21 protein-coding genes are annotated in these 19103 nt (G+C 51.1%); 11 read left to right on the top strand and 10 right to left on the bottom strand.

The features are described 5' to 3' along the window. Positions 1-7 precede the first annotated feature (7 nt). Positions 8-1294 (bottom strand): SPFH domain-containing protein, encoded by a 1287-nt coding sequence (locus tag KQX66_RS18915; RefSeq protein WP_216794368.1) that lies wholly within the window; start codon positions 1292-1294, stop codon positions 8-10. 264 nt (positions 1295-1558) lie between these two features. Between KQX66_RS18915 and KQX66_RS18910 the strand changes: the two genes are divergently transcribed. Next, positions 1559-1750, top strand: coding sequence for an AbrB family transcriptional regulator (locus tag KQX66_RS18910; RefSeq protein ID WP_216794367.1), 192 nt, complete (start codon positions 1559-1561; stop codon positions 1748-1750). 99 nt (positions 1751-1849) lie between these two features. Here KQX66_RS18910 and KQX66_RS18905 read toward each other — a convergent pair whose 3' ends face one another. After that, a complete protein-coding gene (locus tag KQX66_RS18905; RefSeq protein ID WP_438804202.1) occupies positions 1850-2713 on the bottom strand; it encodes a copper amine oxidase N-terminal domain-containing protein in 864 nt (287 codons plus the stop codon). 126 nt (positions 2714-2839) lie between these two features. Next, positions 2840-3094: a hypothetical protein gene (locus tag KQX66_RS18900; protein ID WP_216794366.1), complete on the bottom strand. Its 255-nt coding sequence runs from the start codon at positions 3092-3094 to the stop codon at positions 2840-2842. A gap of 160 nt (positions 3095-3254) precedes the next feature. Here KQX66_RS18900 and KQX66_RS18895 point away from each other — a divergent pair, with 160 nt between their 5' ends. The 3 genes from KQX66_RS18895 to KQX66_RS18885 are packed head-to-tail and all read left to right on the top strand — an operon-like array spanning position 3255 to position 6502. Next, positions 3255-3779 (top strand): hypothetical protein, encoded by a 525-nt coding sequence (locus KQX66_RS18895; RefSeq protein ID WP_216794365.1) that lies wholly within the window; start codon positions 3255-3257, stop codon positions 3777-3779. Between the two features lie 20 nt (positions 3780-3799). Beyond that, the gene (locus tag KQX66_RS18890) at positions 3800-5962 is read left to right on the top strand and encodes an ABC transporter transmembrane domain-containing protein (RefSeq protein ID WP_216794364.1); all 2163 of its coding nucleotides are present in this window, start codon (positions 3800-3802) and stop codon (positions 5960-5962) included. A gap of 15 nt (positions 5963-5977) precedes the next feature. Beyond that, positions 5978-6502 carry a GNAT family N-acetyltransferase gene (locus KQX66_RS18885; RefSeq protein WP_216794363.1) on the top strand — a complete coding sequence of 175 codons (525 nt, stop codon included), beginning with the start codon at positions 5978-5980 and terminating at the stop codon, positions 6500-6502. Positions 6503-6834: 332 nt separating this feature from the next. On the opposite strand, the gene KQX66_RS18880 is transcribed toward KQX66_RS18885, so the two are convergent. The 3 genes from KQX66_RS18880 to KQX66_RS18870 form a co-directional block, all read right to left on the bottom strand. Further along, the gene (locus KQX66_RS18880; protein ID WP_216794362.1) at positions 6835-7575 is read right to left on the bottom strand and encodes a suppressor of fused domain protein; all 741 of its coding nucleotides are present in this window, start codon (positions 7573-7575) and stop codon (positions 6835-6837) included. A gap of 180 nt (positions 7576-7755) precedes the next feature. Further along, entirely contained in the window at positions 7756-7977 is a 222-nt protein-coding gene (locus KQX66_RS18875; protein WP_216794361.1) for a type II toxin-antitoxin system HicA family toxin, read from the bottom strand. Continuing rightward, positions 7970-8386 (bottom strand): RelB antitoxin-like protein, encoded by a 417-nt coding sequence (locus tag KQX66_RS18870; protein ID WP_036683800.1) that lies wholly within the window; start codon positions 8384-8386, stop codon positions 7970-7972. The genes KQX66_RS18875 and KQX66_RS18870 overlap by 8 nt, the downstream gene beginning before the upstream one ends. 388 nt (positions 8387-8774) lie before the next feature. Here KQX66_RS18870 and KQX66_RS18865 point away from each other — a divergent pair, with 388 nt between their 5' ends. From KQX66_RS18865 to KQX66_RS18850, 4 genes are all read left to right on the top strand, one after another. Continuing rightward, the gene (locus KQX66_RS18865; protein WP_216794360.1) at positions 8775-9449 is read left to right on the top strand and encodes a Crp/Fnr family transcriptional regulator; all 675 of its coding nucleotides are present in this window, start codon (positions 8775-8777) and stop codon (positions 9447-9449) included. Positions 9450-9518: 69 nt separating this feature from the next. After that, the gene (locus tag KQX66_RS18860) at positions 9519-9707 is read left to right on the top strand and encodes a YgaP family membrane protein (protein ID WP_216794359.1); all 189 of its coding nucleotides are present in this window, start codon (positions 9519-9521) and stop codon (positions 9705-9707) included. Between the two features lie 178 nt (positions 9708-9885). After that, positions 9886-10449, top strand: coding sequence for a bifunctional transcriptional activator/DNA repair enzyme AdaA (locus KQX66_RS18855; protein ID WP_216794358.1), 564 nt, complete (start codon positions 9886-9888; stop codon positions 10447-10449). A 24-nt stretch (positions 10450-10473) separates the two neighbouring features. Further along, positions 10474-11034, top strand: a complete 561-nt coding sequence (locus tag KQX66_RS18850; RefSeq protein WP_253957268.1) for a methylated-DNA--[protein]-cysteine S-methyltransferase — start codon at positions 10474-10476, stop codon at positions 11032-11034. Between the two features lie 75 nt (positions 11035-11109). On the opposite strand, the gene KQX66_RS18845 is transcribed toward KQX66_RS18850, so the two are convergent. Then, positions 11110-11616 carry a ferritin gene (locus KQX66_RS18845; protein WP_216794357.1) on the bottom strand — a complete coding sequence of 169 codons (507 nt, stop codon included), beginning with the start codon at positions 11614-11616 and terminating at the stop codon, positions 11110-11112. Positions 11617-11869: 253 nt separating this feature from the next. Between KQX66_RS18845 and KQX66_RS18840 the strand changes: the two genes are divergently transcribed. Beyond that, positions 11870-12919 carry a chymotrypsin family serine protease gene (locus KQX66_RS18840; RefSeq protein WP_216794463.1) on the top strand — a complete coding sequence of 350 codons (1050 nt, stop codon included), beginning with the start codon at positions 11870-11872 and terminating at the stop codon, positions 12917-12919. A 56-nt stretch (positions 12920-12975) separates the two neighbouring features. Here the strand turns inward: KQX66_RS18840 and KQX66_RS18835 are convergent, their stop codons facing one another. Further along, the gene (locus tag KQX66_RS18835; RefSeq protein WP_216794356.1) at positions 12976-14052 is read right to left on the bottom strand and encodes an ankyrin repeat domain-containing protein; all 1077 of its coding nucleotides are present in this window, start codon (positions 14050-14052) and stop codon (positions 12976-12978) included. 6 nt (positions 14053-14058) lie between these two features. Beyond that, positions 14059-14589 (bottom strand): GNAT family N-acetyltransferase, encoded by a 531-nt coding sequence (locus KQX66_RS18830; protein ID WP_216794355.1) that lies wholly within the window; start codon positions 14587-14589, stop codon positions 14059-14061. Positions 14590-15026: 437 nt separating this feature from the next. Between KQX66_RS18830 and KQX66_RS18825 the strand changes: the two genes are divergently transcribed. Together KQX66_RS18825 and KQX66_RS18820 are read left to right on the top strand one after the other, a co-directional pair. Beyond that, positions 15027-15641, top strand: coding sequence for a DJ-1/PfpI family protein (locus KQX66_RS18825; RefSeq protein WP_216794354.1), 615 nt, complete (start codon positions 15027-15029; stop codon positions 15639-15641). A gap of 144 nt (positions 15642-15785) precedes the next feature. Beyond that, complete coding sequence (locus tag KQX66_RS18820) at positions 15786-16433, top strand: SGNH/GDSL hydrolase family protein (RefSeq protein WP_253957267.1); 648 nt, start codon at positions 15786-15788, stop codon at positions 16431-16433. Positions 16434-16445: 12 nt separating this feature from the next. Here KQX66_RS18820 and KQX66_RS18815 read toward each other — a convergent pair whose 3' ends face one another. Continuing rightward, a complete protein-coding gene (locus KQX66_RS18815; RefSeq protein ID WP_216794353.1) occupies positions 16446-18830 on the bottom strand; it encodes a polyprenyl synthetase family protein in 2385 nt (794 codons plus the stop codon). Positions 18831-19103: the final 273 nt, after the last annotated feature.

Raw genomic sequence — 19103 nt, 5'->3', positions numbered from 1 at the left:
CTCCTTTTCACCCTAACTTATTCCCGCACTCAAAACAAAACTTTTGCCCCGGCTGCACGACCTGCTGACACTGACTGCAAGTGAGCACCATGCTTTTGCCGCACTCCGGACAAAACTTCGATCCCGCCTCCACCATCGTCGCGCACTGAGGACAAGGAGCGCCCAGCGACTCGCCGCATTTCGCACAATGAAGCGCCTGTTCCGGATTATCCGCTTGACAGCGGGGACAAGGACGGTACTTATCGCCGCAGTTCGGGCAAAACTTCGATCCCGCCGGAAGGGAATGCCCGCACGCTTGGCAGGCCACGGCCGAGGAAGCAGCTCCCTGCTTGAGCGATTGTCCGCACCCTCTGCAGAAGCTGGAATCATGCGCATTGCTCGTGCCGCAATTCGAACAAGTCTGAACGGGAGCAGACACATCCATGTGTCCCGACAACCGCGAAAACGAATCGCCAATCGTCATACCGACGCCTTGACCGAGCCCCAGACCGATGCCCGCTCCCAAGAAGGCCGACGGATTCCCTTCGTTCTTCGCCGCGCTTTCCAACGTATTGAAGGTTCTTTCCTGCTGGTAGGAGAAGCCGAGAATGTCCATTTCCGCTTTTTTCGCCAGCGCTTCCTTTAACCGCTTCGTGGCCGGATCTTCCTCGGGCAGATTAATGGAATCGATCTGGAAGCCGACCAAACGAATCCCGTACTCTTGAAAAATCGAAACGATTCGACTTTCCATATGTTTGGAGATTTCGGAGATATAGGCGTTGATTTCCAGAATGCTAATTTTTTTATGTACCAGATAAGCGGAAATGAGCTCCTTGATGTTCATCATCAAGATGCTGCGAAAATATTTGCCAAGCGCTGCCTGATCGACCGCCGGAAGCGTCCCGACCAGCTTAAGCAGAAACTTGCGTGTGTCTTCGATCTGAATACCTAATTGACCGAACGCGCGGACCGATACCATCATGTGATATTTGGGCTCCTGCAGTTGAATCGGAGTCGGCGTCCCCCATTTCAGATCCAGCTTATGCAGCTTGTTCACGAACCAGATTTCCGCCGTAAACGGCGACTTGCCTCCGAACGGCAAATTGACGACGGACGAAAGGACCGGAATATTTTGTGTCGATAGCGTATGCCGGCCAGGACCGAGCAGGTCAAGCGCCTCCCCGCCTTTGAACAGCAGCGCCTCCTGGGTTTCATTGACGATCAGTTGAGTCCATGTGCCTAGTTCTTGATTCGGATATTTCCATACCAATAAATCGGGCGGCCCGTCGAATTTGACTACTTCTATAATTGCCATCTAGGTACCCCTTTCCATATGCTGGTCTCACGTGTAATCCTTTTACATTAATATACTACGAAATCAACCCTTTTTGGACTCAAAATTTTCCATTTGATGCGTTATAACAGACATTTTTGCTAGATTTCGACAAGATGCGGCAAGAGTTGGAGGGAGCTTTGTCGGGGAGGATGTCCCTTAAGTCTTAGTAATTATTCTCCTAAAATTACATTGAGGTATAATGGTTTCAGTCATTGAGATCTTTAAAAAGGGGATGACAACAATATGGCTAAGAGGGATGGAGTGAACCCTATAGATTGGGCGCGCATCGATGACCGGGAGCAGGACGGGAAAATTGTAATTCGAGAGGCTGATAAAGTTTCCCCGTCGGAAGGAATAAGTGCGGATTTTATAGATACCCTGTCACAAGCCATGAAGGAGTACGGAGAAACTTTGAAAGGGTTAAAGGATAGGTAACGAATCACGAGTAACAAGCAAAAAAAATGGGCCGAGGACCACGGTCCCCAACCCATTTGTCAACAGCCCCTACAAGGCAGGCTTCTTTGCAAACTTGTCTTATTTGTCTTCGTAGATTACAACGGATTTCGATTCTTCTTCCCATTTCACAACGGCTTTCAAAGCCTCGCTAACGAAACGGGCAGGCACGACGGTATTGCCTTCCACAATAGCCGCGGGCACTTCCAGCGTCACTTCTTTGCCGTTTACATAAGCCTTCGTGCTATCAACGAAAAGTTTAACGGTGATGCCGTCGCGAGTAACCGTCACGGAACGTTCTTCCGGGTTCCAGCTCACTTCCGCTTTCAGAGCTTCGGAAATTGCACGGAAAGGTACCAGGGTGCTGCCCTCACGGATGAAGGGACGAACTTCCATCGAAGGCTCTTCGCCATTGACGTACAATTGCACTCCGGATTTTCCAAGCTTCTCGTAAAGCTTACCAAGCTTCTTGTAAGCATTGAGGTTCTTCACATTCGCTTTTACGGCTTCCTTCTGAACATAGACCGCATCAGTTACGTTGCCTTGATTGTCGAGCAGATCGGCTGCCGCGGAAAGTGCAGCGTCTTTTTCGACGATAGCTTCCAATTCAGCCTTCTTCTCAGCCGTAAGCTGTGTTTCGTATTTGGTCAAAAGAAGATCGGCAAGCACGGCACCGGCCGGTTTGTCCTTTACATTTTCAATGGCATTGAGAAGGCCTTTATAGCCGTTTTTGCCGTTGTTTTCATAAGTCGTCCCCGTAACGGAGGCCTTCGGTTCTACCTCTACTTTAACCTTGACGTCTTTTTCTTTGCCGACCGTGATTGCTTGAGCTGCAGCTTCCGCTCTGTCGGAGCGGTTGTCGTTATCGGACTTTGCCAATGCGGAGCCGGCCATCAGGCTGGTTGCGACGACGCAAGATGCGGCGATCATCATAGGTTTCTTCATGTTCATCAATAACTCTCCTTTGTTGGTTAAAAATTCTTGTTTGCATGAGCTCACTAACTTGTTCGTTCCCGTAAATTTTTTTGTGGGGAGTTCGAAAAAAAATTAACACTTTTTTTCCGTCCTTGGTTATCGGACCCCGCTTAATTTGTTGGAAACGATGCTTCGCTCCAGCTTTACATGCAGCAGCTCCGTTCGCAAGTCTTTCCCGATGGCATGCATCGCCGATACGATCTCTTCCGCCGTAAGCACATGGATCGTGTCCGCTTTTTTCGCGATATACTCCAAGATCACTTCAACGCATTCCTCGCAGTCTTCGATTTTATCCACGAGCAGACGTTCATCCTCAAGTAAAATTTCGTATTTGCTTTGTAAGTTGTTCATTTTATCCGGGCTCCTCTCGATTTAGTTGAATTAAATATTGAATGATTAAACTTTACGTTGAGTCACAACCGCTCCCCCTCTCCTAACCAACTCTTTACTTGGGTTCGCAGGAAGATCGTGGTATACTTTGAGCACATTCACCAAGGGAGAAATCGCTTGCATGAGCTACTATTTTTCGATCTGCGCCTCCGAGAAATATCAGGAAAAGTACATCGAATTTATGCTGATGAACTATCAACAATTAAACCTCCCCTATTCGTTCCCGCTAACCCTTAGCTTCCTCGCAAGCCCGATTCTCATGAAGGAAGAAGCCATTCTATGCTTCAATGACGAAGACGAGTTGGTCGGGGCACTCGGTTATATTTACGGAACCGGCGAGAACGACTACCAAGATACGCATATCGTGCAGATTCAGGCCGTATTTTTGCTGGACGAATACCGCAGAACCCGTCTTTTTCTCCGGGGGCTCCAGTACTTGACTCAGTTCGTCGCCCAGTCGAACAGACCGGTGACGGAGCTTCGTTTCTGGACGCCGGCGCAGGACGATCTTCGCAAGCTGTGCGGCAAGCTGGCCGAGAGAACCGACGTCCGGGATACGGCGTTCGGCACGATGGAAGAATATCGCGCTCCGTTCTCCGATTGGCATGCTTACGCCATGCAGTTCCGTCACGAATCGTACTTTTGACCCTGGAAGGGAATCACTCTATGCTCACCGTCATTACGAACCTGCTGCGCTACATGCGTCCGTACAAGCTGCTGGCGTCTTTCTTTTTCCTGACGTTATTTCTGGATCTCGCCTTCGTATCGCTGGCTCCCTTGAGCTTTAAATTCATGATCGACAAAGCGATCACGCCGCAGGACATCGACTACTTCTTCCTCATTCTTGCCGTTCTCGGAATCGGCGGCCTGATCGGATTCAGCGCCGGTGTCATAAGCGATTATGCGCTGGCCCGCTTAATTGCGAAGGTACAGCAGGATCTCAGAATGCGGCTGTTCGACCATATGCAGCATACGAGCATCGGCTTTTTCCAGAAAGCCCGCCCGGGCGAGCTCCTTTCTTATTATTCCGTCGATTTGCCTTCGATCGCGCAAGCAATGCAGGTCATCCTGACCATTGGCATCCAGTCGTTTTCTGTCGTGGCCATCAGTACGGTCGTCTTGTTCTATTTGCAGTGGAGCATGGCCCTGTTGATTCTGCTTGGGGCCGTTGTTATTTTTGCTGGCCCGTATTTGCTGGGCAGGCGTGCCGAGGCCGTCAATTCTGCGTACAAGGACCAGTTCGCCCGCTTAACCGGCGTCGTGCAGGAGAATATTAAAGCCCAGAAAGTAATCAAAGGCTTCAACCTGCAGGAGACGATGGCGAATAAGTTTAGTGCCATGCTGCAAGCTTTGTCCGTTACCCATTACAAGAAAAATGTCGTGAACGCCCAGCTAGAGCGTCTTCCGATAATCAGTCTGCTCCTTGTTAATTTTTCGATTATCGGATTCGGCTCGTACCTGGCGCTTCGCGGCCATCTTAGTGTGGGGGCGCTGGTCGCCTTTTTTACGATGTATACCTCCATGGGCAACTCGGTGTTCAATCTAACCGTTGCGATCCCGGCTTTTACGGATGCTTCGGTGAGCATGAAGCGGATTCAAGAGCTATTAAGCGAGCCTCGGGAAGCCACGGGAGAAACCCGCTTCACTCTCACAGAGGGACGCCCGCCGGAGATTGCGCTTGAGGACGTTTCGTTCCGCTATGCGGAACAGCAGCAGGATGTGCTGAAGCACGTCCGTCTGCGCATCCCTCCGGGCACTACAGCAGCCTTTGTCGGCTCCAGCGGTTCGGGAAAAAGCACGCTGCTGCAGCTGCTGCTCGGCTTCTATACTCCGCAGGAGGGGCAGATCTGCATGAACGGCAGCCCTCTGCGAGAGCTGGATTTGGGGTCGTACCGGGAGCAGGTCGGCGTGGTGTTTCAGGACAATTTCTTATTTCACGGTACGATTCTGGACAATATTCGCCTCAGCAGGCCGGATGCCAGCGAGGAAGACGTCATAGAGGCGGCGAAAAAAGCGGAAATCCACGACTTTATCATGAGCCTTCCGGAGGGCTACCATACCCAAGTGCTGGATGAAGGGAGCAATTTCTCAGGCGGTCAAAGGCAGCGGATCGCCATTGCCCGCGCCATCGTGAGGACCCCCTCAATCCTGCTGCTGGACGAAGCCACGTCGGCGCTGGACCCGATCTCGGAGGCTTCGATCAACCGGACGTTCGCTGAGCTGTCGCATAACCGGACGATAATTACGGTGACCCATCGGCTCTCCGCCATTACCGAAGCGGATCAAATTTTCGTCTTCGATCAGGGGCGTCTGGTCGATAGCGGAACCCACCCGCAGATGCTGCTGACAGGCGGCTTTTACAAAGAGCTGTGGGACAAACAGAGCGGCTTGTCCATATCGCCGAGCGGGCAGGAATCGGACATTGACGAGGAGCGGCTATCCCGGCTTCCTTTCTTCCATGGGATGCACGCAGAGGTACTGAAGGAAATCAAGGGCCTGTTCCATACGGAGACCTTCGCCGCCGGACAGCCTGTCATTTACCAAGGGGACCAGGGGGAGAAATTTTATCTCATCGCCCGCGGGCGGGTGGAGGTCTCCAAGCGCTCAGCCGCTGTACCCGAGAGCCGGATACGGCTGGCCGTTCTGGAGGATGGGGATCATTTCGGAGAGATGGCGCTGCTGGATAACGCCCCGCGAAATGCCGATGTAACGGCGATGACCTCTTGCGTCTTTTTGACTTTGCAAAGGAAGGCGTTCGCTTATGTGTTGTCTCAATATCCCGAGATCGATGCGCGTATACGGCAGACGCTGCTGGAACGCAGGAAGTAGGAGGAGCGAATCTCAATGTTAGCGGAATACCGCGTTTGTCGCAGCGATGAAGATTATGCGCAGTATGCTTTATTTTTTATCTGCCACCGCCAAGATTTCAGCCGTCATTTTTCCTTGGCCGATGCCCTTATGCATACGCTAGAAACGATCCAGACGTCGACTATTGTTCTAGTAATCGATAAGAAAGGACAAACGATCGGCTGGGCACATTACCGATATATGACACCTGACGGCGAAGCGCATCCGGAAGGCGAGATTGCCTTTGTGGATTCCGCTATCACGACGCAGGCCCATCGCAGCAGCCGTCTGTTCGCCGAGGGCTTCCGCCATCTGGTGCATCATATGGCAGCCGAGAACCGCCGCATCCGCTTTTTTCAGTTCCACGCCTTGGCCGACAACGCGTATTTAACCCGGCTTTACTCCAAGTTCGCCCGGATCGTAGGCCAGCGAAACGGATACCACGGAACGGAAAACCTGTTTTCCGCCGACTTCGCCGCCCTGCTTCATTATGTTACAAAGTACACAAAATCACAGGATTGACCTTCCATTGTTGGGCGTGCTATCCTACGAATACAGGACTATTTTCATGCAAAGGAGGGCTTTATATGTTTCCCCCAAGAACCGGTTTGAACGGTAAAGGCGATCGAAAGCCGCTTAGCTTCGCGGATCTGCTTAAGCTGAATGAGCAAGTGAGAGTATCCGAAGCGAAATAATGAGTGTAGATCGAAAGACCTGCCAGGGCGATGGTTGAGGCAGGTTTTTTGCTTGATAAAATAAGAAGAGCATCGTCCACCAGGGGCGATGCTCTTTCAGGTTCCAAAGCAATCTATTGCAATGAACCGTGGGCCTAGCCCGTCTCGTCGCTTCCGAACCTATCTTCTCCGAAATGGAATAACCGACGACCGGCACACATTTTTCCGGTTCAACCGGACGATTTCGTTGATGCCGTATTTGTCAAATTTATCGGTCAAGTCATTGCAGCCGTACTTCAATTTGAACTCCATCTCTTCCTGATACAAGGGGACAATAGAGTAGAACCGGATCGTTCTCTCCGAGCCCATCTCCAGCGTCAAAAAATCGCGATGCACCATAATGGGCGGCAGCAAAATGACTCCGTTCAATTTCGTCTGGTCCGACAAAGGACGCGCGGGATCGCCGTTAGGCACCGTATGTCCGTGACCTAGCCACGTCTCGTACTCATGAGGAAGCCTGGCTAGCATCTTGAGCCAACGGACCGGCCAATAATGGTCCTCGTCGGCGAAGGCTTCCTGCGTGATCGGCCACTCGGGCGGCAAACAAATCATCAGTTCCGCATAATTGTAGCCCTCGATCCCTTCGGGAACGTTCATCGGTAAATAGCTCATTCCCGTCGTAAACAACGTGTGGTAGTTCCGTTCCTGCGTCGGCTTAATGTGATAAACGTCGATATGGATGATATCGGAAATAATTTCATGAAATACGTTGTCGATCTCGCCGATGTATGTCTCGAAATGCCGTTCGATCTTCTCGGTCCAGCCTTCCTCGCCATAGTTGGGTGGCATCCAGCTGCGTTCCTTGTCCTCATACTTATAAATCGGGTTGCCCGATTCCGAATAATCCGAAGGTTTGACCAAAGAAATGCACCTCTGCTCTCGATTCGTTCCCTTTTTTCCAACCTGCGCCACTTCTCATATTATCGACAGAACGATGGGGAGATTGAATAGGGGCACACCCGATAAAATAGATGCTGTAAACGAAAAAGGAGTCCTTCCTCTTTCTCAGAGGCGAGAACTCCTTATCCCAACCCGGATTCCCTATTTTTTCGAATTAAAGTACGCTTTATCTACCTTAAGCTGTTGTTTCAAAATCCGGTTAAACAAACCTTTGCTGATTTCGCCTGTTCCTTTGGACACAGCGGTCCTCAGTACTTCCCCGCCAGGCAAAGTCTTTTCGTAAATTTTATCCCTGCCATTTTGTCGAATCAATAACCAACCGTCCCGCTTTAGAAAACTCTCCAAATCGCTCCAGCTAGGCATGGAACATTCTTGCTACAGATTCAATATCGTCTTCTAATATTACACGTAAAACATATGGTGCATGTTTATGGCGGTTTGGACTGTTGTAATAACGGGAATAGTTAGCTTCATAATCAATCGCATACTCGACTAATTGTCTCGCTAGCTCGAATCGGAGTCCTTCAAGTGTTTCAGCATCGGCAACGATATCCTCAATTTGTTCTATAGAACCGGCATATACACCATCTTCATCTTGCTCGTATTCAAAAGTCAATTCATAAGCGGATAACAGTTCCTTCATCTGTTGCTTAGAGAAAGCCAAGATTACATCTCGATTGCGCTTTACGGCTTGGGGTTTTTCTCGCACAACGGAATCAATGAAACCGCCAAAATTTGCTCGTACCTCCGTAGCATTAAGTAACGTTTGCATGAGCATCCCTCCTCACCTCCATTATAACAATCACCTTTTAAAATGTACATAATGTACTCTATGTACATTCGTATCCAGTAAACTTGCCATTTATTCATACATTTTAGGAAAAAAGAGTATTAAAAAAAACTCGACTTATAACAACAGCGACCCTCAGAAATGGAAAATTGACAAAGTTGTCTATTCAGCCCTACCTGGCGAACAGCTGAAAAAGTCAAAAAGCCTTCATTTGCAGCGTTACAGCGCTGGCGGGTGAAGGCTTTTTTATAGGCTTCAGGAGCCTCAAGAAACAGCCCCGCAAACACATGCCTCGGATTCGTTTCCTTTTATCCGATCTATCCGCTATGCTAAAAGTAACCGCAATGCCCCAGAGAGGAGAGACATCGTCGTGTTACCCGAGCATATTCGCCGGATTATTGAGCGATTCCGCTGTTTTGAATCCGTCGAGCCGGAAGATTGGCAGCATCCGGACATCGCCGTTATTCGTGTTCCCATGAGTCTGGCCATTCGACAAGGGGGGCTGCTGGAGCACGCAATATTTACGCTGGACGGCAGTATTCGCGTCTACAAAGTTAGCGAGACGGGGAGAGAAATTACGCTATACCGTGTTCGGGGAGGCGAGTGCTGCGTCTTGATGATGGCCAGCATTATGGGCGAAATGGAATATGAAGCATCCGCATCGGTCGAGACTCCCTCGGAGCTGTTCATCCTCCCGATTGACGTGTACAAGCAGTGGGTCGAGAAATATAAGCCGCTCCGCCAATACATTTACCGAATGTTCACGCAGCGAATGTCCATCGTCACCACCCTGATCGACGACGTCGCCTTCAAGCCGATGGAATACCGCATCGCCGATTTTCTCCTGCAAAAGACGCCCGAAGCCTCAACTACGCTGCGTATCACGCATGATGAAATCGCCGTCGAGCTAGGCACCGCAAGAGAAGTGATCAGTCGGAAGCTGAAGGAGTTCGAAAAGGAAGGGTGGCTTGTCTTAGGCCGCGGACGAATTCAAAATATTCAGCGAGCCGCGCTCGAACAAGTAAAAAGCCGTTATGTGACTTAGTCACATAACGACTGGGAACCGACCGCTACAATAAGGGATGTAAACCATTCTTTTAGCGGAGGGATCACGATGAAAAATGTAGGCGGCTTTGACTTGGTATTTCGGATTGTCGCAGGACTGGCGCTGCTCTCGCTTTTATTTTTGCTGGAAGGGGGAATCAAGTATATCGGCTTGATCGGGATCCCCCTGCTCTACACGGCGCTTACGCAAAAATGTCTCATGAACCGTTTGCTCGGCATCAATTCATGCAAGCTTTGACGCTTGTTCCAGCTTCAGCCGCCGGCCGCCCGGAGCGATCTCATCGCTTCCGGACGGCCGTTTTGCGTTCCCGCCGCGCCCCTAGCTTGCACTATCGAATTATTGCTGTCCTATTCTTGCTCTATTATCAGAACGCGCGACTTCGGTTTATAATGAGTGGCAGAGGGGAGGCCCCAATATGGACGACGCATTATTTCAGTCGGTGTACGAGACGATTTTGCGGCGCGACACCCGCTACGACGGGCGGTATTATATCGGAATTACATCGACGGGAATCTTTTGCCGGCCTTCGTGCCGCTCCCGCATTCCGAAGCCGGAAAACGTTAAAGTATACGGCAGTATCGAGGAAGCGCTGCAAGCAGGATTCCGGGCATGCAAAAGGTGCCGTCCGGAACAGCCGGGTGAGCATGGACCGGATGCACAAATCGCTCATGCCGTGAATGAATTGATCAAGCGGCGTTACTCCGAGCCTTTGACGCTTGGCGACATAGGAGCGGAGCTCAAAATGAGCCCCTATCATTTGCAGCGCGTGTTTAAGCGGGTGACCGGAACGACTCCCTCGAAGCAGCTACTCCAGATCCGTATGGACGAGGCAAAGCGGCTGCTAGCCACAAGCGAACAGCCGATAACCGATATCGCGGCAGAAGTCGGCTTCCGCAGCCCATCCCACTTTACAGCCGTATTTCACAAGACGGTCGGCTGTACGCCAATGGAATACCGGGAAACCGCCGGCACCCGTTAAGCCGGTCAAGAAGGAGGTTTACTTATGGGAAAAACAACGACCGAGGTGTATTGGACGGCCATCCGTCATCCCAAGTTCGGGGACCGGCCACTCTATCTGGCCGCTACGAAACAGGGCTTGTGCCGGATTACTTGGCCTAATGAATCATTCGACACCTTAACTACATGGGTGGTTAAACATATCCCGGGCGCCGTGCTGACGAACGATCAAGAGCCGTTATCCGAGTACGTCGGGCAGCTGAAGGAATATTTGGAAGGGACCCGCCGAACGTTCGACCTTCCCCTCGATATGCGCGGTACGAAGTTCCAAACCGCCGTCTGGCAGGCGCTAACCCGCATTCCCTATGGCGAAACCCGCAGCTACTCGGACATTGCCGGGGAGGTGGGCAGTCCTGCGGCCGTCCGGGCCGTAGGCACCGCGAACGGAGCTAACCCGATCCCCATCGTCGTCCCGTGCCATCGCGTGATTGGCAAAAACTCCGCACTCACGGGGTTCCGGGGCGGTCTGCAGGTGAAGCAAGAGCTGCTCCGGCTGGAAGGCTACGAGGATTTTACGCTGAAGGGACATGCCCGATTTCAATTTTGACTTGCTTGCGAATCCGCACAAACAAAAACTGCTCCCCACAGCTTGATAGCTTGGAGGAGCAGTTTCCGGTCTATGCTATTCGGCCGGCGGCGTGAAGGTACGCTGCGCCAATTGGGCATCGAGCATGTAGAACGCATTGCTATCGTTATCGATGCGGCGAAGCTTCTGAATGATGCTGTCGAACGTGGCTTCCTCTTCGACCTGTTCGTCGATGAACCACTTCAAAAAGTTGATTGTCGCGTGCTCGCGCTCGTTCCAAGCGATATCCGACAACTCGTAGATGCGTTTCGTTACGGTTTGTTCGTGAGCAAACGCATGTTCAAAAGCATCCAGCAGCGAGGTATACTGGTTCTGCGGGTCCTCCATTCCACTGACATGGGCGCGCTTGCCCAGCGTGTTAATGAAGTGAAAAATTTTCATGGCATGAAATTTTTCTTCCTCGGCCTGTACGATAAAAAAGTTCGCAAACCCGTCGAAGCTTTCCGACGAGCAGTATCCGGCCATAGCCAGATACACTTGGGAGGAATAAAATTCGTAGTTCATTTGTTCGTTCAGCTTGGCGAGCAGGTTCTCACTTAGCATCAGGTCACGCCCCTTGTTTGCAGTCTATCCGAGGTTCTCCCTCTATGTAGGTGAATAAAAGAAATACTTCCCACACCTGTCCTTAGTATGTTGTAACTCTTTCCAAATGTAAAGCAATTTCTGGCACACTTTATTCCACAAAATAGTGTCCCCAAATTATGCACCACCGATACGGTGATTCTTCTCTTCATGAACGCCCGTAACAATCGGCAGCAAAACCATACAATATCTTATCCTGCAAAAAGGGGAGGATATTGTGGCTACGTTTATGGCTGCACTGCGAATGAAAAGAAAGATGGCCCCCCACATATTAAAAAAATCCGGTGTTCACGGGGTCGGAATAGGGTACAAAGATCCTGCGAATCCGAAAAAGGGCGCAGCTGTCATCATCTATACGGATAAGGTTTCTTCCGCAAGCCTGGGTCTGAGTCCCGCTATGTTTGCCGCCAAAGCGAAAGGCAAAGGAGCCTCGGTTCCGATCCGCGTCGTCAAAACGGGAAAAATGCGAGCTCACGCGAACTACACCCGCCGGATTCGTCCCGTACCTCCCGGCTACAGTGTCGGTACTCCGGCGGAGTCGGGCAGTGCAGGCCTTATCGTGACGAACAATTCCAAGGCCGCAAGCCGTTATTTGTTAAGCAACAACCATGTGCTGAATCCGAACAATACGAACTTCGCCACAGAAACGATCCAGCCCGGCGGTGCCGACGGAGGCCGTTCCGGCACGGACCGCATCGGCCGTTTATACCGCTATGTAAAGCTGCAGAAAAAGAAAAATAATTTTATAGACGCGGCACTTTCCGTCCCTATCAACAAGCGTCTACTTAATCCCAATTATCCGACGGTCGGAGCTATTCCCGGCTATGTGACGTCTTATCGGGTGGGAGAGCGATTAAAGAAAGTGGGACGCACGACAGGTTTGGTGAACGGAAGGGTGGAATCGATCGACACCGATATCCAGATCGACTACGGCGGCAAGCTCGGGGTTCTTAACTTCAAAAATCAAACGGTAATCAGAGGAACTACCCCCATTTCGCTGGCCGGCGATTCCGGATCGGTATGGCTCAAACGCTCGGACAATTACGCGGCGGCCATCAATTTTGCAGGCACGTCGGACGGCCGTCTTTCCATAGCCTTCCCCATCCACTGGGCGATGCAGGCATTCGGTACGAAGGTGGCTCGGGCGAGCGGCGCAGGCAAAGTAAAGCAGATCCAAGCCGTAAAGACCTCCCGCGCCTATGTCCGTAAGCTGCCTGCAAATGTGCTTGCCCGAATCAAGCCCAAAAGAGCCGTAAGACCCTGACCACCGCAGCTTCATAACGTAAAAAGCACTGCGCGCCACGGCCAGTGCTTTTTGTTTTAATCCTCGCAGGGCTCTCCCGACAAGTTTCCATCCAAAATATCGTCAATAATACCGGCTGCCTTGGCCAGAAAAGCTTTCCACTTCAGACCCGGCAGCAAAATCAACTCGTCATGCTCGACATCAAGGCTGCCCAGACATTTTTTATCCTTTACCCACACAACAAAGCCCGTATTGGCGTAATTTTCAATGTCTTTGACCAGATCGATAAATTGCCTGCCTCTCCACTCCAGCACTCTGACGTCGAATATCGTTTCGAATTCAATGTATTCGGTTGTTTTCGAATCCTTAAGATCAATCCTTCGATTCTCGGTCCCAAGCCATTTGATAATTTCAGCCGGCAAGCCCAGACGCTTAAGCTCCTTCACCCGGTTATCCATTTCATGCCAGATTGGAGGTTCGAATTGCTTGATGTACTCCATCAGCTCCGTATGGTTATTCTGCTTGGCATAAGAATACGCTCGGTCGCCGTTCTTATCTTTAATCGTGACGTCGGCGCCATGTTCAATCAAGTACTTTACGATTTCAAAATGGTTGATCGAAGCGGCCATTTGGACCGGGGTCGTACAATACGGAAACACCTGACTGCGACCGTTAAAGTTGACATCGGCCCCATGCTCCACGAATAGCTTGACGAATTCGAATTTTCCGGACCCTGCGGCGTCGCGAAGAGCGTTCCCGCCTGCGTAGGTTCTCATATCGAAGCCCAATTCAAGCAAGGCGCGGACTCCCTTGTGATTGCCGAAGGCAAGGGCCCTTCCCACAGCGGAACTCTTCACATGGGTAAGAGCATTTAGATCGGCGCCCGCTTGCAACAATCTTTCAAATAAATCGCGCGTTCCATACCGGGCAGCGTAAGGCATGACAGGGTTCTTCTCATCGTTCAAATTGTCGAAACCGTACTTGTCCAGCAAAAGCCGGGCCAGAGCCAGCCGCTTGTACTCCAACGCTTGGTTTAAAATATCGACGGGAAGCGTGCTCCCTTCCGGTAACCCGTGTTTTTCCAAAACCGCCATAGCCCCGTCGGTATCATCACTTCGGATGCAGCTTATAACTTCTTTTTCAACTTCGGTCATGATAGCCTAGCCTCCCAATCGAATCCAAAACCTCTTGACGATACTGCCGTCTTTCTCCGTAAATTCCGATTCAAACGTGCCGCCATGCTTCAAAATCGTCTTCTCTGAGCCAAGGTTGTCCTTGTCACAGACCAGCAGCACTTGATCCAATCCCATCGCTTTGGTGATTTGCAGCGTCTGGGCCAGCAATGCGCTCGCATAGCCCTTGCGCCTATAGCCGGGGCGTATGCCATAACCGATATGACCGCCGCTGTTCAGAAGCTTTTCGTTTAAGCGATGACGAATGTTAACCGCTCCTACGACAAGGTTCTCTTCATTAAGCAGCCAATAGGTCGAATGCGGCACCCAATGAGGATTGCTTAATTTCTCCTCGCTGTCTTCGGCATACAGGAACTCCAGCATCGCTTCGAAATCGTCGGGAGCTTGACCGACAACCCAGGGGACTATCGGTTCCCCGCTGCTTATCCAGTCCGCATAGAACGACATATACGGTTCCCGGTATTCCATAGAAGGTCTGACTAACCGGACCTTGTTCATCCGAAGCCCTCCCGCCTTCTGCATCGAATTGTTCTTCGCGGTCTGGTTCGCCTATTTTCCCGCATATTCGATTCACAATTTGGTCTATTATAGCTCCTCTCCCTTCGATTGGCAATGCAATATCAGCGAAGTAGCCGGTGCCGTCATGCAAAAAAGCACCGGCCGTTAGGCTAGTGCTTTTACTTGTTATGGAGACGGGATATCTATTCCTCCAAAGATCATTAGTGTCCGGTTCTTTCCCCCATGATAGCATGGAGCAGGCCAAGCGGTTTCTTATGAATTGCTATGGTAACCATACATCCGATTGTCGCCAAAAAGAGCACCTTGTAGTCATTTCATGTTCCGGATTGTGCTTGTATAATTTACCAGTAAGTGCAGCATGGCGAGGGCAGACTATTGGAGGCGAGACTTGAAAACAAAACCGAGGAGGAGATCGTATGAAAGCTTGGAATGTCGGTATTTTGTTGTTTGATCAGGTGGAAATTCTTGATTTTGCCGGCCCGTACGAAGTGTTCGGCCTTGCTGTGCACGACCGCTATCAACCGACGGAACGCTCACTGTTCAACGTCACCACGATATCGGAATCCGGAAGTCTGATTACAGCAACGAGCAACTTGAAAGTGACTCCTGATTACAGTCTGGCTACCGCCCCTGCCTACGATCTGCTCGTGATCCCCGGGGGACCGGGAGTGAGGAAGGCTCTCTTGAATGAAGCTCTTGTCAACTGGGTTCGCGCCCGCTCGGACGATACGCCATGGATTACTTCCGTATGTACAGGAGCGCTGCTGCTGGCTCAAGCGGGTCTTCTGGACGGAAAAAAGGCGACGACTCACATTGACAGTATCGAACGGATGCGTACACAATATCCGGCGATTGATGTCATCGATGGCGTCAAATACGTAGACGAAGACCGGATCGTCACTTCGGCAGGCGTTGCCAACGGCATGCACATGTCGCTGCATATGGTGGACCGCCTAGCGGGAAGAGAAGTCGCAGAGGAAGCGTCCCACATCATGCAATTCGAGACGGACTTCGACGAATACGCGTGCTGAGAAGAACGCATATAATAGGAGCTTGCCGCCGTGTTTTCAGCGGCAAAGCTCCTTTTTCATTTTGCGCGAAAATCATGCGTCCACGCAACATGTACGCAGCTGCAATATGATATTTTATGATCAAAAGTTGGAGTTGGTGATATCATGATGATCTATACAGCTCTCGGAGATTCCATTACATTTGGCGAAAATGCCTCCTCATTGGCAAAGGCATACCCTCAATTGACCGTGTCCGCTTTAAATTCGGATTCGCGCAAGGTTCGCGGGTTAGTTCTGGCGCGGCCCGGTTGGAGCAGCGATGATCTATTGGATGCCGTGATATGGCGGGGGGCCTCCGCGATCGCCCTTTCCTCGGTCGTTTCGGTCTGGATTGGCGGAGTGGATTTAGCCAACGCGGCACTGGCTTCCTTTACAACCAAGCAGCCGCTTGCCGTAAAACACCTTATAGCCAGGTATCGGCGTAATGTCAGTGCCATTCTGACCCGAATCAAAAAAGGGAGCCGGGCCCGGATCGTTTGCTGCACGCAATACAATCCGTTTCCGAACACCCCTCTTGCGGTTGAGGCGATAGGTCAATTGAATCGGATGATCAGCGAGCTTGCGCATAGCCGCAACGCCACTGTCGCTCCCACTCATACGTGGTTTGAAGGTAAGCAGGCAGAGCTTGTGTATGGTTATCGCAGCGGAAAGATCGAAGACGCGTTAAGCGGATCGTTGCCCATCCATCCGAACGATCGGGGACACAGGGTCATTGCCGCGGGACTGGCCCCGTATCTGATCCCTCACAAGTAATTTTTGCTCATCCTAGCGGTTCCTGCTAACCATATAATCCAACAAATGCTTCAGAAAAACGGGACGGCGCGGCATGTCCTGCAACGCTTCCATGGCCGTACAGTAGTGCTCCCACATCTTTTTACTGGCGCCTTCCGAACCGAGGATGGTGACGAACGTCGAATTGTTGTTTTCCGCATCCTGGCCGATGGGCTTCCCAAGCAACCGCGCATCTCCTTCCAAATCAAGCAAATCGTCCTTGATCTGAAAAGCTATGCCCGCATGATAAGCAAATGTTTTCAACACTTCGGTTTCCTTCTCGTTCACCTGCGCGAGAATAGCGGGCATCACGAGAGCGGCCTCAAACACAATGCCGGTTTTGTAGAAGCAAACCGCCTCCAATTGCTCCAGCGTTAACGCTTTTCCTTTGGAGTCTAAATCCATCGCCTGTCCCACACACACATTTTCCGCCATTTCGGCCGAATACTTCATCAGGGCAAGCACGGTTTTCGCATCAAACCGATCCAGTGAAGCTTGTTCCTGAATGGCCTTCTGAATCAGAAACAGACCGGTTAATTCCGCCGTAGCGCTATTATGCACCCGATGCAGTGTCGGGCGCCCTCTACGGATCGACGCGTTATCCTGGGACGGCAAATCATCGAAAATCAGGGATGCGGTATGCATATATTCCATGGATCTCAGCAAGGGAAGGATGGACTCCGCGCGGAGTCCGTATTCTTGCACGCCCATGACCCAGGTCACGATCGGACGCAGACGTTTCCCATCCCCTTCCAGACTGTAATTTGCCGCATCAATGAGCGACTCTTTCATCGCCGGAATGCCGTCGGGCTTGGCAATCTGCAAAGTGTCGTTAATCTGCTGCCGTACCGTTTTGATGGTTTCGGCGAATTCTTCTTTTTCGTTCCGGTCTCTTTTTAAAATGGCGACCAGTTGGTCCCGAAGCAGCTTATCGAAAAATTCCACATTTTCCGCTTTTTCAACCATATGTTGAACAAGCCGGTTGAATGCCGGGTTTTTCGAAGCAAAGACCTCCATAATGCGGTTATATTTTTCGGTGCCGATGCGCGCTTTGCAGCGTTTCAGACCGTTGATGGCCCTTGCCAGGATTACCTCGCGGGCCTTCGCATCGGAGCGATATACGTCATGAATGAGATGGGCAATGACCGTCCAGTATAATTCAAAGGGATTGATCAGATCGGGCCGTTGATCACGGTACGTCAAATAATAGGTGTAGGGCGTTACCGCGCCGTCTCTCCTATCGTCGAACATATCCGCGAAATCGTCGGCCAGCTGGTTGAATATGCCGTAAAAGAAGGTTCGATCTTCAAAGCCTTCGTCTAAAGGAGCGCGAAGGATCGAGCGGGCAATCAAACGGGAAGAAGCGGACTTTAAGATGATAGGTATATAAAGCTCTTCATTGGAGTACGTGGCGTGGGTCATATCCTTTGCACGGTCCAATTCCTGCGAGTGAAAGAAAACGTAGGCTTGCTCGAAAAACAGGTGTTGGGTTCCCGGCTGCTGGCGGCGCTTCATATATTCAAAGGCTTCCCGCAGCTCCGAGTGAATGTATTGAATCATCGCCTTGCGGGCTCCGGACCATTCGCCCAATTCCGGCACCGATCCCGTAAGAAGCGCAGTCCGTATCATATCGGAATAATGTGCTTTCTCTTGAGCGGTTAAGACCTGTGCGTCCAGAAGATCGTCGATGAACGGATAGGTAAGGCCATAGGAATAACCGAGCCGAATCGCTTCATCCAGTCTCCGGGCACGCTCATCGGGCGATGGCTCATCTCCCATCTCTTCAATCGCATGCATGACGACCCCGACAATGATCTTGATCAGCTTGCGCTGGGCATGCTCGGCATTCATTTCCTCCGGAATATGGGCCGCTACGCTCTTCAGCTTGTCTATTACCCATATTGCAGCCGTTTCAATGCCTTCTTTCTGAGCCCATCGATACAGCCCCGCGAAATTGACAAACGCCGGACGGTCTTCCCGATTGGTTGTGGCAGGGAGAAGCAAACGTTGTTTGACGTCGGCGGCTACACGCCGTATTTTGGCCTGTGCTTCAGGAGAATCGATGGCTTTGCCCAGATCCCGCATGTAAATATAGGAGACGCTGCGATCCAGGTAAGCATCCAATGTGCCTGTATGCTTCAGCCATTGGATATAGCGGTGATAGTCCCTGCCATCGGACCCCCGCTTGCCTCGGGCAAACATGGACATCCATGATTGGCCGCGAACATGATCTCGTTGCCACAGCTCGAAATCCTCCGTAAGGACAGACACATACGTCTTTTCCATGACTTGCTTATAGAGCGACGCAAAGTAGCCGGCGGCTTTCTGCTCGGCCAGCCGATAAGAGGTATCGGCATGAATTATATATTCCTCACTCATAGGTGTATGACCTCAGCTTCTATTGTTGGTATAGGGGTAAATACGGAAGAGTTTTTTTTAGGTTGCGGATCATGTTAAAAGGGGAAGCGCCGACGGCCCTAGGAGGGGAATTTTCAACGTCTTGAACCGCCCGAATAATTCTCGTATTACAATATGCGGAAGCTGCCTGCTAAATTCAGCGATATCATTTCGGTCACGGTATTTTGCTGTGCGCAGTACCCCCATTTTTGGACCAAACAGTCTAATACTGTCAAAAAAGAATGAAGCGTCCGG

Origin of the sequence: Paenibacillus oleatilyticus, assembly GCF_018998565.1 — a bacterium.
GTDB classification, from domain to species: domain Bacteria; phylum Bacillota; class Bacilli; order Paenibacillales; family NBRC-103111; genus Paenibacillus_G; species Paenibacillus_G oleatilyticus.
This window is presented reverse-complemented; position numbering and strand designations above follow the sequence as displayed.

What these genes read in the sequence shown, in the direction of transcription:
- KQX66_RS18915 (WP_216794368.1), bottom strand. Translation starts at nt 1,294, where the DNA reads ATGGCAATTATAGAAGTAGTCAAATTCGACGGGCCGCCCGATTTATTG.
- KQX66_RS18910 (WP_216794367.1), top strand. Translation starts at nt 1,559, where the DNA reads ATGGCTAAGAGGGATGGAGTGAACCCTATAGATTGGGCGCGCATCGAT.
- KQX66_RS18905 (WP_438804202.1), bottom strand. Translation starts at nt 2,713, where the DNA reads ATGAAGAAACCTATGATGATCGCCGCATCTTGCGTCGTCGCAACCAGC.
- KQX66_RS18900 (WP_216794366.1), bottom strand. Translation starts at nt 3,094, where the DNA reads ATGAACAACTTACAAAGCAAATACGAAATTTTACTTGAGGATGAACGT.
- KQX66_RS18895 (WP_216794365.1), top strand. Translation starts at nt 3,255, where the DNA reads ATGAGCTACTATTTTTCGATCTGCGCCTCCGAGAAATATCAGGAAAAG.
- KQX66_RS18890 (WP_216794364.1), top strand. Translation starts at nt 3,800, where the DNA reads ATGCTCACCGTCATTACGAACCTGCTGCGCTACATGCGTCCGTACAAG.
- KQX66_RS18885 (WP_216794363.1), top strand. Translation starts at nt 5,978, where the DNA reads ATGTTAGCGGAATACCGCGTTTGTCGCAGCGATGAAGATTATGCGCAG.
- KQX66_RS18875 (WP_216794361.1), bottom strand. Translation starts at nt 7,977, where the DNA reads ATGCCTAGCTGGAGCGATTTGGAGAGTTTTCTAAAGCGGGACGGTTGG.
- KQX66_RS18870 (WP_036683800.1), bottom strand. Translation starts at nt 8,386, where the DNA reads ATGCAAACGTTACTTAATGCTACGGAGGTACGAGCAAATTTTGGCGGT.
- KQX66_RS18860 (WP_216794359.1), top strand. Translation starts at nt 9,519, where the DNA reads ATGAAAAATGTAGGCGGCTTTGACTTGGTATTTCGGATTGTCGCAGGA.
- KQX66_RS18855 (WP_216794358.1), top strand. Translation starts at nt 9,886, where the DNA reads ATGGACGACGCATTATTTCAGTCGGTGTACGAGACGATTTTGCGGCGC.
- KQX66_RS18850 (WP_253957268.1), top strand. Translation starts at nt 10,474, where the DNA reads ATGGGAAAAACAACGACCGAGGTGTATTGGACGGCCATCCGTCATCCC.
- KQX66_RS18845 (WP_216794357.1), bottom strand. Translation starts at nt 11,616, where the DNA reads ATGCTAAGTGAGAACCTGCTCGCCAAGCTGAACGAACAAATGAACTAC.
- KQX66_RS18835 (WP_216794356.1), bottom strand. Translation starts at nt 14,052, where the DNA reads ATGACCGAAGTTGAAAAAGAAGTTATAAGCTGCATCCGAAGTGATGAT.
- KQX66_RS18830 (WP_216794355.1), bottom strand. Translation starts at nt 14,589, where the DNA reads ATGAACAAGGTCCGGTTAGTCAGACCTTCTATGGAATACCGGGAACCG.
- KQX66_RS18825 (WP_216794354.1), top strand. Translation starts at nt 15,027, where the DNA reads ATGAAAGCTTGGAATGTCGGTATTTTGTTGTTTGATCAGGTGGAAATT.
- KQX66_RS18820 (WP_253957267.1), top strand. Translation starts at nt 15,786, where the DNA reads ATGATGATCTATACAGCTCTCGGAGATTCCATTACATTTGGCGAAAAT.
- KQX66_RS18815 (WP_216794353.1), bottom strand. Translation starts at nt 18,830, where the DNA reads ATGAGTGAGGAATATATAATTCATGCCGATACCTCTTATCGGCTGGCC.